Annotated in this window: 9 protein-coding genes; all 9 read right to left on the bottom strand. The window is 76.3% G+C overall.

Annotation, left to right across the window (positions count from 1 at the left end):
* Positions 1-18: 18 nt before the first annotated feature.
* On the bottom strand, positions 19-2982 hold the full coding sequence (gene fxsT, locus ACH4PY_RS18290; RefSeq protein WP_398183431.1) for an FxSxx-COOH system tetratricopeptide repeat protein: 2964 nt from the start codon (positions 2980-2982) through the stop codon (positions 19-21).
* 572 nt (positions 2983-3554) lie between these two features.
* Positions 3555-4982: a hypothetical protein gene (locus tag ACH4PY_RS18285; protein ID WP_398183116.1), complete on the bottom strand. Its 1428-nt coding sequence runs from the start codon at positions 4980-4982 to the stop codon at positions 3555-3557.
* Between the two features lie 125 nt (positions 4983-5107).
* Positions 5108-6937: a magnesium chelatase gene (locus ACH4PY_RS18280; RefSeq protein ID WP_398183113.1), complete on the bottom strand. Its 1830-nt coding sequence runs from the start codon at positions 6935-6937 to the stop codon at positions 5108-5110.
* A complete protein-coding gene (locus tag ACH4PY_RS18275) occupies positions 6934-7887 on the bottom strand; it encodes an AAA family ATPase (RefSeq protein WP_398183110.1) in 954 nt (317 codons plus the stop codon). The genes ACH4PY_RS18280 and ACH4PY_RS18275 overlap by 4 nt, the downstream gene beginning before the upstream one ends.
* Positions 7884-8252, bottom strand: coding sequence for a CU044_2847 family protein (locus tag ACH4PY_RS18270; protein WP_398183107.1), 369 nt, complete (start codon positions 8250-8252; stop codon positions 7884-7886). The genes ACH4PY_RS18275 and ACH4PY_RS18270 overlap by 4 nt, the downstream gene beginning before the upstream one ends.
* Before the next feature lie 81 nt (positions 8253-8333).
* Positions 8334-11336 carry an FxSxx-COOH system tetratricopeptide repeat protein gene (gene fxsT / locus ACH4PY_RS18265; protein WP_398183104.1) on the bottom strand — a complete coding sequence of 1001 codons (3003 nt, stop codon included), beginning with the start codon at positions 11334-11336 and terminating at the stop codon, positions 8334-8336.
* A gap of 267 nt (positions 11337-11603) precedes the next feature.
* On the bottom strand, positions 11604-13016 hold the full coding sequence (locus ACH4PY_RS18260) for an aKG-HExxH-type peptide beta-hydroxylase (protein ID WP_398183101.1): 1413 nt from the start codon (positions 13014-13016) through the stop codon (positions 11604-11606).
* Positions 13013-14191 (bottom strand): FxsB family cyclophane-forming radical SAM/SPASM peptide maturase, encoded by a 1179-nt coding sequence (locus ACH4PY_RS18255; protein ID WP_398183098.1) that lies wholly within the window; start codon positions 14189-14191, stop codon positions 13013-13015. The genes ACH4PY_RS18260 and ACH4PY_RS18255 overlap by 4 nt, the downstream gene beginning before the upstream one ends.
* Before the next feature lie 445 nt (positions 14192-14636).
* On the bottom strand, positions 14637-14807 hold the full coding sequence (fxsA, locus tag ACH4PY_RS18250; RefSeq protein WP_398183095.1) for an FxSxx-COOH cyclophane-containing RiPP peptide: 171 nt from the start codon (positions 14805-14807) through the stop codon (positions 14637-14639).
* Between the last annotated feature and the right edge of the window lie 4 nt (positions 14808-14811).

Below are 14811 nucleotides of genomic sequence, written 5' to 3'. Positions count from 1 at the left end.
TTTCGCGGGTGCGGGCGGTCAGGTGGTGAAGGGCTCGAAGTCCCAGAAGGGCCGGTTGCGGGAGCGGGCGGCGAGGGTGTGCGGGTGCCGTGGGCCGAGGGTCGCGGCCAGGCGCCCGAGCGCCTCCTCCTCGACGGTGTCGGCCTCCGGTCCGCGGCGCAGCGCGCGCAGGTCGGCGGCCAGCGCGATGCGGCACGACAGCGTCAGCGGATGCTCCCCGCCCAGGGCGGCCGCGGCGCGCCGGGCGGTCTCCCGGCTCAGCTCGGCGGCGCTCCGCGCATCGCCCGCGAGGGCGCGGGCGGCGGTGGCGTTCAGGGCGCAGGCCAGCGTCCAGGGGTGGTCCTCGCCGACCGCGGCCGTCATGGTGACCAGCGCGGACTCGATCTCCCGCTGCGACTGCCGGCGTTCACCGGCCGCCCGCAGGATCAGCCCGTGGTTGCCGAGCAGGCCCGCGGTGTAGGGGTGCTGCTCGCCGAGCCGGGCCCGGTACTCCCGCAGCACGTCCTCGCCCATCTCGCGGGCCTGGTCGAGGTCGCCGTGCTCGCGGGCGAAGGCGGAGAAGCTGGCCTCGACGCGCAGGGTGAGCGGGTCGGTGTCGCCGAGGACGCGTTCGCAGCGCTCCAGCAGGCGTGTCATGAGCCGGGCCGCGCGGGGCCGGTCGCCGCTGCTCTGGTAGCACTGCGCGAGGTTGTACTCGGCGCGCAGCGTCTGCGGGTTGTCCGCGCCGAGGACGCTGCGGTGCGTGTCGCAGTTGCGCTCCTGGACCGAGGTCGCCTCCTCGTAGCGGCCCAGCAGGCGCAGGTCGTGGGCGAAGGAGTTCTCCGACGACAGGGTCCAGTTGTGCCGCCCCCGCAGGATCTCGCGCCGCGCCTGGAGCGTCCACCGGTCCAGTTCCAGGGCCTCCTGGTAGCGGCCCAGCAGCCGGTAGGTGACCGCGAGGTTGTTCTGCGCGCTGAGGGTGCGCGAGTCCTGCGCGCCGAGCATCTCCAGGTAACCGTCACGGGCCTGCCAGGAGAGGGTGAACGCCTCGTCGTAGCGGCCGAGGCTGCGCAGGTCGGCGGCGAGGTTTCCGGCGGCGCGCAGCACCAGCGGGTCGCGGTCGCCGCGGTCCTCGCGCAGCCGCTCGTAGGCGTCCCGGTCGAGGGCCTCGGTGGCGCGGAAGTCGCCGATGGCACGCAGCAGGTTGGTCCGGTGGTGGATCAGGTCCCACAACTTCGGATGCCCGGCGGGCAGCAGCCGCGGCCACTCGGCGGCGGCGACCTCGGCGATCCGCAGACCGGTGCCGTACTCCCCCGACAGGTACAGGTAGCGCAGGCAGTTGAGCACCATGACCTGGGTCGCGGGATCGGTGCTCGCGAGTGCGCCGGACGCCTCCAGGTGCGGCACGATCTCGGCGTAGCGCGGCCACTCCCGGGCGTCGGCGGGCCGCGCCGGGTCGGCCGCGGCGAGGATGTCGCGGACGACCCGGGAGGAGACCTCCCGCTCCTCGGCGGGCATCTCCTGCCGTACCGCCTGGTGCACGAGCCGGTGCAACTGGATGGCCTCGCCCGCCGCCTCGTGCGGCTCGGTCTGGATCACCGACCACTGCGCGAGCTTGTTCCGCGCCGCGCCCCACACCAGCGGATCGCGCAGCAGCGCGGTCAGCGAGGGGGGCAGGTCGTGGATCCGCGTCTCGCGCAGCAGGCGGACGGGGATCGGGCCGGGGGCGAAGAAGACGCACAGCCGCAGCAGGTCGACGGTCTCGGGCCTGTCCTCGCGGAGCCGGTCGAGCAGGATCGAGAAGGCCGTGTAGTAGGTCATCCGGAAGTCGGCGGCGACCTTCAGCCCCGGTTCGACGTCCCCGCCGCGGCGCAGCAGCTCGATGTACTCGTCCACGGGCGTGGCGGAGTCGTCGAGCGCGCCCGCGTTCTGGTCCAGGGCGAGCGCGAGGTCGCCGAGCGCGTCGGCGAGCCGGTCCGCCTCCGCCTCGCCGACGCGCGGTGCCCGGCGGCGCACGAAGTCCACCGACTCCACCCGTTCGAAGACGGGCACCTCGACGAGCGAGCTGTTGTGCTCGCCCCACTCCCGGTTCTGCGAGGTGATCAGTACGTGCCCCGGCCCGCTGGGCACCAGGTCGTAGACGTCGTCCGGCCGGTCCGCGCCGTCCAGCACGACCAGCCAGCGCCAGTACGGTTTCCCGCGCCGCAGCGCCTCGCGCACGGTCCGCAGCCGCTCGCCGTACTCCCGGCCCGTGACCAGGCCGAGGGCGGGGGCGAGCGCGGAGAGCTTCTCGCGCAGGGTGCCGCGCTCGGCCGCGGGCACCCACCACACCGCGTCGTACTCGGCCTGGAAGCGGTGGACGTACTCGGTCGCGATCTGCGTCTTGCCGACGCCGGACAGGCCCAGCAGGGTCACCACACCCGCCCCCTGCTCGGCCTGCTGGAACTCCTCGGCGAGCTGGGTGAGGACCTTCTCGCGGCCGGTGAAGCGGGTGTTGCGGCGCGGCACCCCGCCGTAGACCGCGGGCTGCTCCAGCGGGAAGCGCGGACCGCCGGTGCCGCCGAGACCGCTCCCGGCGGTGTGCGAGGGGGAGACGCCGAGCCGGGCGAGCAGCCGCCGCTCGGCCTCCACGGGGCCCGTGCCCCGCAGATCGGCCGGGACGAGCAGGTCGGTCGCGGCGGACAGCACCTCGGGGGAGACGGCGACGGCCCGGAAGCGGTCCGGGCGCGGGGCCACCACCTCGTCGAGAGCCGCCTGCCACTCCGCCTCCGTGCGCCCGCCGAGCGCGAAGTACCAGGCGCTCAGCACCAGGAGGACCTGGTCGCGGGAGAGCAGCAGATCGCGCAGGCCGTCGGCGAGGGAGGCGCCGGGGGCCACGTCCCAGCGCTGGAGCACCGCGTGGACGCCGTGCCGCTCCAGGACGCCCGCGGCCCAGGAGGCCCAGGCCCGGTTGTAGCCCGCGAAACTGATGGTGACGCGGCCTCCGGAGGCGAGGGCGGGCACGGCCTCGGGTTCGGGTTCCGACTCCGGCTCCGGGAAGGCGCGCGGGACGGGCCGCGGGCCGGGGATCCCCAGGAGGGGCCTCGCCGGGCCGTGCGCGGTGACGTCGGAGGCCGGGCCGGGCGCCGTGCCCGCGGCCGGGTAGGGCACGCCGACGGGCGCGCTGCTGCCCGTGGTGTCCGGGGCGGAGGGTGCGGGCAGCACGTCGAGTCGCAGCCGCGCCGTCCGCACCGGCACGCCCCAGCCGTTGGAGACGGTCAGCCGCAGTTCCGCGGGGCCGACGTCCTGACCGGCGGTCACCAGGAAGCGCGCCGGGCCGTACGTGTCGCCGAAGCGGTGCAGCACCACACCGGGGTGGCCCAGCGCCTCGCAGCGCAGCCGCGGCTGCCCGTCGAGGGTGATCCCGAAGGCGAACTCCTCCTCCTCGTACGGCCACCCGCCGTCCGCGCCCGCGCCCCGCAGGTCCACGGTGACGAGGTAGGCCTGCCCGGCGTACGCGGTACGGGGGCGGCTGACGACGGGTTCGATCCGCAGCCCCGCCCCCTCGGTCCCGCCCTCGGTCCCGCCCGCGGCCGTCACGCGGCACCGTCCGCGGCGGACGGGGACAGCCGCAGCGTGGTGTGCGGGTGGCCGTAGTAGACGTACATGAAGGGGTACAGGAAGCGCAGGACCGCGCGCTGGCCCCTGAGGTCGACCGTGCCGTCGCCGCCCCGGGCGCGGGGCAGCGGGTGCGGGAGCGCGTCGGCCGCGCGCGCCCGGAAGTCGCGCAGCATCAGCGCCAGGGAGCGTTCCGGCGTACGGCCGGTGTGGTCCATCAGGTGCGCGAGCAGCTCGCGCGCGATCGTGTCGTCCACCGCGCCGCCGACCGCGACGCACGCGGTGGCCCCGCCCCGCAGGAACAGCTCGGTGAAGCCGCGGAGCGCGTCCTCGCCGCCGCCGTGGTTGGCGACGACCCGCCCGGCGTGGCAGACGTTCAGCACGACCGCCGTGCCGCCCGTCGCGAGCGCGGGCATGGCCTGCTCGTTCAGCTCGTACCAGGTGAGCCCGCCGAGGCTCAGATTCTCCAGGCTCGCGCCGTGCTTGCCGTGGGCGCCCAGGTAGACCAGGCCGGTCGGGGTGTCGCCCGCGCCGCCGAGGGCGGCCAGGAAGTCGTCCCGGGTGGCGCAGGGGCGGTGCGCGACGTGCCGGAAGGCCTCGCTGTCGCCCGCCATGTCGGCGTCGAAGTAGCTCAGGACGCCGCCCGCGCAGTCGGCGGGCCCCGCCAGCAGCGGAGCGGCCTCCTCGCACGTCGTCGTCCAGCGGGCGACGGGGACGACCGCGCCGAGCGGCGCCCCGCCGGGTGGCGCGGGGTCCGGCCCGCGTGCGGGCGGTACGGGTACGGGTACGGGCGGTACGGGTACGGGCAGTACGGGCAGGGGCGGTACGGGCACGGGCGCCGGGTCGTCCGCCGGGGGCAGGGTGAGGAGTTCCCAGGGGATCTCGAACTCCGTGTCGTCCCAGACGACGAGGTGCAGGGCCTCGCCGTGCCGGGCGCGGAGGTCGGTGAGCCAGGACACCAGGGGCCGCTGCCGGCTCTGCTGCGACCAGTGCCGGACGGCCCGGTAGACCTCGCTCGGCATGCCCGCCGCGGTGCCGTCCCCGCTGCCCTGCTGCTGGAGGCGGGAGAGCCGGATGTCGGTGGGCGGCAGGTGCGGCCCCGCCGCGGAGAGCGGCGCGCTGTCGTCCGCGGTGCCGGTGAGCAGGTAGCCGCTGCGGCCGTCGGCGGTCCTGGCGGGCTGGACCAGCAGCTTCGCCATGCCCGGCGGGAGCCTGCGGCGCGGGTCCGCGGGGAGGCTGCCGAGGCCCGTGGACTCGTTGCGCCCGGCCTCCGCGTCCGCCGCCCCGGGCACCTCGGGCCGCTTCGGCGCCGACACGGCCACGGGCCGCGGCGACCGGAAGGCCCCCCACGCCCCGGCCAGCCACCCGCCCCCGGTCCGCCGTATCCGCCCCTCCTCATCGCCCACCGTCCACCTCCGCACTCCCCGTACGCCCGCCTGTACGCCCGCCCGTGCGACGCACGTCCGCCGCGCCCGGCACCGCGCGGACCGCCACCACCGCACGCCGGGCCGGCGCCGTCCGGGCGCCGTGCTCAGTCGTCATCGGCGGGCTCCCCGTCGGGGCCGGCGACCGTCAGGGCGCCGAGGGCGTCGGCCAGGGTGAAGGGGAGGTCGGGGTAGGGCTCGGCTCCGGCGTCGACGACCACCGTGTGGAGGCGCATCCGGTTGAGGGCGCCGAGCTGGGCGGCGGCGCTGAGGGCGTCGTCGATGCCGCGGCGGCCGACGGGCGGGGTGAGGCGGCCGGTCAGGCTGGCGCCGAGGGGGACGTTGCCGCGGCCGTCGGTCACGGCGACGAACCACGCCTCGGCCAGCGCGGTGGGCTGCTGCTGGAAGGCCCGGCGGACGAACTGCCCGGCCAGCAGCAGCCCGTGGGCGAGCGGGCTGGAGCGGCCGGGGCGGCGGTGCAGGGCCGCGGAGAGCCGCGGCTCCAGGACGTTGCGGGCGAGGAAGGCCTCGGCCCGCAGTTCGTCGGGGGCGCCCGCGCCGCCGACCTCGACGACCGCTGCCGCGGCCCGGCCGGTGTAGGCCCAGCGCAGGTAGGGGGCGAGGACGGCCTGCCAGTCGCGGCCGCGGCGGCACGTGTGGTCGAGCAGCAGGACGAGCATGCGGTCGGGCTCGGCGGCGCGGATGTGACTGCGCAGGTCCTCGGCGGTGACGGTGAGTTCGCCGCGCAGCCGCCGCTTGGAGGCCGCGGCGACGACGGTCGGGACGAGCGCCAGGTCCCGCAGGTCGGAGGCGCGCCGCACCCCGACGACGGGCCCGCGTTCGCTGTGCACGGTGCGCCGCCAGGCACCGCGCAGCGGCGCGTGGTCGTGCAGCGGTTCCGCGTCGTCCTCCGGGTAGGGCGGCCCGGCGGGGCGGTCGGGCCCGGCGGCGGCGGGCTGCGGCTCCAGGCTCTCGGCGGGCCCTCCGGTGTGCGCCAGCCGCGTGGTGGTGCCGCCGCCCGCGGTGTCCGGTGTTCCGCCGGTGCCCCGTCCGGCGGCGGCGGGCGGCGGCGGGACCGGCGGCAGGCCCGCCTCTTCGGGTGCGGCGGCCTGCGGCGGGGCCTCGGCGGGCAGCCCGATGAGCCGGGCGGCGGCGTCGACGTGGCCGGGCTCCGCGGTGCCGGCGCCGTCGAGGCGGGCGAGGGCGCGGGCGATCCGGCCGAGCGCGAGGGCCCGGCGTTCGCCGCCGCCCGCGGCGGGCGCGGCCTGCGCGACCCGCTCCAGCGCGGCGGCCCCGACCCGTACGGGTGCGGCGGCCGTGCGGGCCTGGTCCAGGGCGGCCCGTTCGGCGCTGCCGCGCCACAGTTCGCCGGGTGTGCCCGGCTCGGCGGGCAGGACCAGGCCGGGCAGCGACAGCCGCAGCGGGAAGCGGTCGAGGAGGTGCGGGGAGATGCGTCCGGCGTCCGCCGAGCGGCAGAAGGCGAGCCACCGGGCGCGCGGCCGCCAGACGACGCCGACGCCGTGCCGCTGCACGGACGCCACGTCCGCGCCGACGAGTGTCACGGCGGCCCGCAGTCCGGGCAGGCCGAGCCGGGCGAGGTCGGGGACGACGGCGGTGGCGGGCGCGGCGCCGGGGTCGTCCTCGACGAGCGCGCCGCGCCGGGCCCGTACGGTGAGGCCGCCGTCGCCGGGTTCGAGGCCGATCCGGGTCCACAGCTCGTCCTCGCGGGCGGCGGCGCCGAGCACGACGGCGGCCGTGTCGCGTCCGAAGACGGCGGCGAACAGTGCGGTGACGGTGTCGAGCGCGTCGTCGGGCACATCGAAGAGCAGCACCCCGGCGAGCCCGGGTTCCACCGCCGCGCAGGCGAACGCCCGCAGGAGCCGGGCGAGTTCCGGCCGGTCGGCGGGCGCCCGGCGCGGGAGCGCGGCGGAGGTCATGACAGCAGTCGCTCCAGCACGTCGTCGTCCTCGGCCGACCAGTCGACGGGGCCGCCCTGGGCGGATTCGGCCTTGCGGTGGCGCAGCGCGAAGGGGGCGACGGTGCGCAGGTGCCGGGCGGTCACGGCGGTGTCGCCCTGGAGGGCGGCGTACGCGCGGGCGGCCTGGACCATGACGACCTCACCGCGGTGGCCCACGGTCCGCAGCTCCCGCCCGACGGCGACGGCCAGCGCCTCGACGGCGTCGGGTACCTGCACCGCGTAGAGCCGCTCGCGGGCGGCGCGCAGCCGCTCCCGTACCTCGGCGTCCTGCGCGCGCCAGCGGGCGACCGATCCGTCGGTGCCGCCGGGGTGGGCGTGCTCCTCGTCGAAGCGCAGCACCGCGTGCAGCATCGCCCGGCGCTGGGTGTCGTCGAGTTCGGTGGCGACGGCCATGAGCCCGAAGCGGTCGAGCAGTTGCGGGCGCAGCCCGCCCTCCTCGGGGTTCATGGTGCCGATGAGGCCGAAGTTGACCTTGCGCACGGTGTTGATGCCTTCGCGCTGCACGGACAGCACACCGGTGGAGGCGACGTCGAGGATGATGTTGACGACGTGGTCGTTGAGGAGGTTGACCTCGTCGACGTAGAGCAGCCCGTCGTCCCCGGCGTCCTCCAGCAGGCCGCGTTTGCGGGTGGTGCGGCCCTCCAGCAGGTCGCCCAGCTCCCAGCCGCCGAGCACCCGGTCGTCGGTCGCGTCGATGGTGAGGGTGACCGGCAGCCGGCCCTGCACCATGAGCGAGAAGGCGCGGACGACGGTCGACTTGGCGGTGCCGGGTGCCCCGGCGAGCAGCACCCCGCGGATCGACGGGGCGATGTGGTTGAGCTCCAGCGCGAGCTTGAGGTCGTGCTGCCCGACGACCTGGCTGTAGGGGAGGATCGCGATGCCGGCGCCGGTCTCCTCGGCGGCGGTCACGGGGTGCCGCCGCCCGGTGTCCAGCGGAAGGTCACCTGCAACTGGGCCTCGGCGCCGCTCTGGACGAGGAAGGCGCCGAGCGTGGCGTCCAGCTTGACCGCGAGCTGCATCTCGATCTCGGCGGGCCGGACCGCCTCGTCCATCCCGGCGAAGCGGCGGGCCGCCTCCTCGGCGAGCCGGCGGGCGAGGTCGAGCCCGTCGCCGTAGACGTCCCGGGCGGCGTCCATGACCCGCTGGGCGGGGTTGGCGCGGGTCTCGATGCCGTCGTAGACACCCGAGGCGTCACCGGCGGCGGGCGGGCCGTCCACCTCGATCAGGAACGGTGTCCCGCCGGACTCGCCGGCGGGTAAGCGGACTATCGCCACGGGTGCGTCTCCCCCACTGCTCTGTCACTGCTCTGTGCGGTCGGTGTACGGCCCGCGGACGGATCCGCGGGCCCGGTGCGGTCAGGAGCTGAACGGCTCGAAGTCCCAGTAGGGCCGGGTACGGGAACGGGCGGCGACGGTGTGCGGGTGCTGCGCGCCGAGCGTCCCGGACAGGATCGCCAGCGCCTCCTCCTCGACCTTGTCGGCCTCCGGGCGGCGGCGCAGGTTGCGCAGGTCGGTCGCGAGCGCGATCCGGCACGACAGCGTCAGCGGGTGGTCCTTGCCGAGCGCCGCGGTGGCGCGTTCGGTGGTGATCCGCGCCAGGTCCGCGGCGCCCTCGGGGTCGCTGGCGAGGTTGCGGGTGGCGGTGGCGTTCAGGGCGCAGCCCAGGGTCCAGGGGTGGTCCTCGCCGACCGCGGCCGTCATGGTGATCAGCGCGGACTCGATCTCCAGCTGCGACTGCTGGCGTTCGCCCGCGGCCCGCAGGATCAGCCCGTGGTTGCCGAGGATGCCCGCGGTGTAGGGGTGCTGCTCGCCGAGCTGGAGGCGGTACTCCCGCAGCACGAACTCGCCCATCTCGCGGGCCTGGTCGAGGTCGCCGTGCTCGCGCTGGAAGGCGGAGTAGCTGGCCTTGACGCGCAGCGTCTGCGGGTCGCTGTCGCCGAGGACGCGCTCGCAGCGCTCCAGCAGCCCGGCCATCAGCGCGGCCGCGCGCTCGCGGTCACCGCCCCGGTAGTAGCACTGCGAGAGGTTGTGCTCGGCGCGCAGCGTCTGCGGGTTGTCGGCGCCGAGGACGTTGCGGTGCATCTCGCAGTTGCGCTCCTGCACGGAGGTCGCTTCCTCGTAGCGGCCCAGCAGGCGCAGGTCGTGCGCGAAGGAGTTCTCCGACGACAGCGTCCAGTTGTGCCGTTCGCGCAGCAGTTCGCGGCGGGCCTCCATGGTCGCCTGGTCCAGCCGCAGGGCCTGGTCGTAGCGGCCCAGCAGCCGGTAGGTCATGGCGAGGTTGTTCTGCGTGCTCAGCGTCCTGGAGTCCAGCTCGCCGACGAGTTCGCGGTAGCCGTCGCGGGCGAACTCCAGCAGCCGCAGGGCCTCGTCGAACTGGGCGAGGCTGCGCAGGTCCGCGGACAGGTTCCCGGCGGCGCGCAGCACCAGCAGGTCGCGGTCGCCGCGGTCCTGGCGGAGCCGGTCGTAGGCGTCGCGGTCCAGGGCCTCGGTGGCACGGATGTCGCCGGTGGCGCGCATCAGGTTGGTCTGGTGGTGGATCAGGTCCCACAGCTTGGGGTGCCCGGCGGGCAGCAGCCGCGGCCACTCGGCGGCGGCGACCTCGGCGATGGCCAGCCCCGTGCGGTACTCGCCCGACAGGTACAGGTAGCGCAGGCAGTTGAGCACCATGACCTGGATCTCCGGGTTGGTGCTGGCCAGCGCGCCGGAGGCCTCCAGGTGCGGCACGATCTCCGCGTAGCGCGTCCACAGCCGGGTGTCGGCGGGCCGCGCGGGGTCGGCCGCGGCGAGGATCTTGCGGACGACACGGGAGTAGTCGGCCTGCTCGTCCTGCGGCATCTCGGCGCGGACGGCCTGGTGGACCAGCCGGTGCATCTGGACGACCTCGTTGGTGCCGACGGTCTCCTCGGCCGCGATCTCCTGCGGGTCGACCTGGATGACGGACCACTGGGCGAGCTTGTCGATCGCGTTGTTCCACAGCACCGAGTCGCCGAGCAGCCCGGCGAGCTTCTCGGGGACGTCGCGGATCTGCATCTCGCGCAGCAGCCGCACCGGGATCGGGCCCGGGGCGAAGAAGACGCACAGCCGCAGCAGGTCGACGGTCTCGGGCTTGTCCTCGCGGAGCCGGTTGAGCAGTATCGAGAAGGCCGTGTAGTAGGTCATCTGGAAGTCGGCGGCGACCTTCAGCCCCGGTTCGACGTCCGCACCGCGGCGCAGCAGTTCGATGTACTCGTCGACGGAGGTGTTGGAGTCGTTGAGCGCGCCCGCGTTCTGGTCCAGGGCGAGCGCGAGGTCGCCGAGGGCGTCGGCGAGCCGGTCGGCCTCGGCCTCGTCCAGCCGCGGCGCGCGCCGGCGCACGAACGCCACCGACTCCACCCGGTCGTAGACCGGCACTTCGATGAGCGAGCTGTTGTGCTCGCCCCACTCCCGGTTCTGCGAGGTGATCAGTACGTGCCCCGGCCCGCTGGGCACCAGGTCGTAGACGTCGTCGGGCTGGTCGGCGCCGTCCAGCACGACCAGCCAGCGCCCGTACGGCTCCCCGCGGCGCAGCGCGTCGCGCACGGCGCGCAGCCGCTCGCCGTACTCGCGCCCGGTGACCAGTTCGAGGGCCGGGGCGAGGCCCGCGAGCTTCTCGCGCAGCGTGCCGCGCTCGGCCGCGCGCACCCACCACACGGCGTCGTACTCGGTCTGGAAGCGGTGGACGTACTCGGTCGCGATATGCGTCTTGCCGACGCCGGACAGGCCGTAGAGCGTGACGACGGCGGCGCCGGGGGCGGCCTGCTGGAGGGTGGTGTGCAGCTCGCCGAGGAGTTCCTCGCGGCCGGTGAAGCGGGTGTTGCGGCGCGGCACCCCGCCGTAGACCGCGGGCTGCTCCAGCGGGAAGCGCGGACCGCCGGTGCCGCCGAAGGTGTCCCCGGCGGCGGCGCGCGAGGGGGTGATGCCGAGCCGGGCGAGCAGCCGCCGCTCGGCCTCGACCGCGCCCAGGCCCCACAGATCCGCGGCGGACAGCGCGACCGCCGCGCTGGGCAGCGCGGCCGAGGTCACCGAAACGGCGGCGAAGCGCTCGCTGTTGGGCGGGACGACATGGCGCAGCGCGGAGTTCCACTCCTCGTGGGTGCGCGGGCCGAGCCGGAAGTACCACTCGGACAGCACGATCAGCACCCGGCCCTCGGCCAGCAGCAGATCGCCCAGGACCTCTTCGAGGCTGGCCTCGGGAGTGATGTCGAGGCGCTGGAGCACCACCCGCACGCCGTGCTTCTCCAGCCTGCTGGCGATCCAGGAGGCCCAGGCGCGGTTGTACCCGGCGAAGCTGATCGTCACCGGTCCGCGTGCGAGTGCCGCCGTGCTGCGCCCTCCGGGCATTCGACCGTCTCCCTCGTGTGGTGCATGCGCCGTTCTGACGGGCCGCCAGGCGGCCTGGGCCAGAAACTACACTGATTGATCCCCCGTTGACGCGACGTCATGCCGTTTCGGGGGCGTTCCGGTCACTTCGGACCGCCGTCCGGTCGGCGGCCGGGTCGGCGGTCGGGTCGGCGGCCGGGTCGCGGGTCCGGTCGGGGGCCGCGGATCGGGTGCCGGGGTGCCCGGTACGGCGGTGTTCCGCCCCGCGCCCCGCCGTCCGGCCGGCCCTCAGACGACCTGGCGGCGCCACATCACCCGGGACGTCTCGACGTAGGCGGTGGCCCGCGCCAGATGGCCGTCCGGCGGGGCGTGGTCCTTGAGCCGGGCGTGGTGCGCGGCCATCGCGGTGACCAGGGTGCGGCCCTGCGGGGTGAGCCGGCTGGACCCGAGCAGCTGCGGCAGCGCGGCCTCCACCTGCTGGCGGCAGCGGCTGTGGTCGGCCCAGGCCGCGTCCCGCACGGCGGGCGGCGCGCCGCTCAGCGCGACCCGCTGGTGGAAGTCGGCGAGCGCGAGATGGGCGTACGCGCCCTGGAAGAGCCCGTCGAAGGGGCGCGGGTCGGGCCGCCAGGGGGCCCAGTAGCGCGGCTCGTCGCCCGCGGTGTGCAGCACGGTCACCGACGAGAGGGCCAGCAGCTTGGTGTGCTGCAGCTCGTGCACGATCGTCCCGGCCAGTTCCAGGCCGCTGCGCGGGACGCTGGTGAGCACCGCGCCGAAGGCGTCGCCGCGCGTCGCGCTGGAGCGGGCGGTGGGCGAGCCCGCCAGCGGGACGAAGCAGTCCAGCAGGCTGTCGGCCTCCACCGCCCGCTCGCCCGTGCCGAGCAGCAGCAGCGGGCGGGCGTCCCGCCAGGCGCTTCGCCAGGCGGCGTGCCGGCTCACCCCGAGCGAGCCGGAGGCGCTCAGGCCGTACGGGTTGGTGCTGCGCTCCTCGTCGCGGTACGGGTCGCTGTCGTCGACCAGCACCGGGCGGCCGCCGGGCCCCCACAGCGCGCGGATCGGCCGCCAGGCTTCGGCGGCGGAGCGCCACACCCCGTCCGGCCCCCGCCGCACCTCGACCCGGGCGGCTCCGGTGGCCGTCCCGCCCGGGTGCGGGCCGTCGTGCCCGGCGGGGCCGTCCCCCGCGGTCGCCCCGCCCGGCGCCAGGTGCAGCCACAGCCGGTTCCCCTCCCCCGCCACCCTTACTGTGCCGGGCCCGCCGGGGACGGCGCAGCCGCCCAGGGTGGGCAGGGCCAGCACGCCGTCGTGCACGGGCACGTCCGCGGTGAAGCGCAGCCCGGCGCGCGCGGCCGCGGCGGCGGCCAGCGCCCCGAGGTGGGCGAGCAGGGCCGCGGGCCCCGGACCGGCCCCTTGCGTCAGGGCGCGCAGGGCGCGTTCGGCCCAGCCGCCGGTCAGCGGGTAGTCGACGACGCGCCGGGCGGCGGCCGGGTCGGCCCGCTCGGCGGCGACCAGCAGCTGCCAGTCGGCCTGCACGCGGGCCGCGGCGGCGGGCGGCAGCACGGACGGCGGGGCCTCGGCGACGGCGTCGAGCAGCGCGCGCAGCATCAGCCGCCGGCGGCGGCGCTGCTCGGCCACGAGCATCTCCAGCGCGGCGGCGTCACCGCCGGTGGTGCCGAGGGTGCGGAGCAGGGCATCGGGTACGTTCACCGGACTGTCTCCCGGGGGGCGTGGCCGCCGGATCCGGCGCCCGCCGCGGCGGCGAGCCGGGCGCCGATGTGGCGGATCAGGAACGCGAGGTCGGCGCAGTAGACGGAGGGGTTGCGGAACCCCTCGCCGGCCAGGTAGCGGTGGGCGTAGTGGCCGCCTCCGCAGACGGTCACCAGCGGGCAGGCCCGGCAGACCGGGCCGAGAGCGGTCAGGCCCGCCTGGCGGGCGGCCACTCCGGGGTGGGTGAGGACGTCGTCGAAGCTGTGCCGGAAGACGTCCATCCCGGTGGCGGCGGCGCCCTCGTAGGCGGACTTGAGCGAGTCGACCTGCTCGATGCTGCCGTCCGTCTCGACGACGACGGCGGTGAAGGGCTGCAGCCCGAGCCGCTCGGTGGCCGCGGGCACCCCGAGCAGCAGCGCGACGCACTCCTCGAACAGCCGCACCCGGGTGCGCCGCCGGTCCGCCTGCCACCAGCGGTCGAAGACGGCGGTCAGCCAGCGGCCGTACGGCGCCGGGTCGCCGGGCGGCGCGGGGAGTCCCGGCGGCGGCGCGGACCAGTTGCCGTGCGGCAGCAGCAGGTCGATCGCGGGCGGCCCGAAGTCCAGCAGCGACTCGTAGACCTCCACCGGGTCGTACCGCAGGTCCACGACGCTGAGCACCCCCGCGTACGCCTCCGGCGCGGTCTCGGCGAGCACCCGCAGCCCGGCGGACGCGGCGGGCCAGCCCGGCCGTCCGGCGTGGTCCACCCGCGCGGTGTTGTGCGCCGCCCGCCCGCCGTCCAGGCTGACCCCGACACGTATCCCGGCCGCGGCGAGCGTACGGACGGCGTCCGTGGTCAGCAGCGTGGCGTTCGTCTGGACGGTGGCGTGCACGGTCGCGGGCACGGTCCGCCGGACCAGCCCGACGTCGTCGGCCAGCCGTTCGGCACCCGCCAGCAGCGGCTCGCCGCCGTGCAGGACGACGGCGACCTCCCGCAGCCCGTGCGCGACGACGTGCTCCGCGATCCGCTCGGCGGTCCGCCGTACGACTCCCGCGGCGGGCTGCCGCGGCCGCCCCCGCCATCCGTGGTCGGGCCCGGCGTAGAGATAGCAGTACGTACAGGCGAGGTTGCACCGGCTGTGCGTCTTGAGCACGAACTGCCGCACGGGCTCACCGCCCGGACCCCCGGCCCCCATGCCCTTGGGCCCCGCGCCCGTCGCGGCTCCACCCGGCGTACCGGGCTTCCCCGCACCGCCCACGTCACCGGGGCGCGCGTCCCCGGGCCCCGGGCCCGCCGCGGCGTCGTCCGGGGTGCCGACCCCGTCCGCCCAGGCCGCAGCGCCGGTCGCGGCGCCGGGCCGTGTACCGAGAGCGCCGGCTCCCCCGTCCCCGGGTCCCGGCGGGAAACCGTCCGGGGTGGCCGCAGGGTGCGGGGCAGCGGGGCGCGGGCCCTTGCGCGTCGGCCGCTGCGCCACTTCCGCCTCCCCGTCCGTCGGGGCCGCCCCGTCGGCCCACGCGGTGATTCCCGCCGGGTGGCGGGGTGCAAACGCGGTGCGCGGCTTTTGGCCGTAACTCCGCGACGGGCGTCCTGTTGAGAGGTGTTCCGGGCGGGGTGTGGGGGGTGTGCGGGGGCTGCGGGGGTCACATCGCGTTGTCGAAGCCCCACAGCGCGCCTCCGCCGGGGGCGGCGGCGCGCTCGCGCAGGTCCTCCACCAGGGCGGCGAGGACGGGGTGGTCGACCGTGCGGAGGGATTCCAGGTCGAGGGCGAGGACGTCGGGGGCGGGTTCGGTGTCGTGCGGGTCGGTGTGCATCGCG

The organism is Streptomyces sp. NPDC021224, from assembly GCF_044332905.1.
Lineage (GTDB): Bacteria > Actinomycetota > Actinomycetes > Streptomycetales > Streptomycetaceae > Actinacidiphila.
The sequence above is the reverse complement of the archived record's forward strand: the minus strand, read 5'-3'. Positions and strand labels throughout refer to the sequence as shown.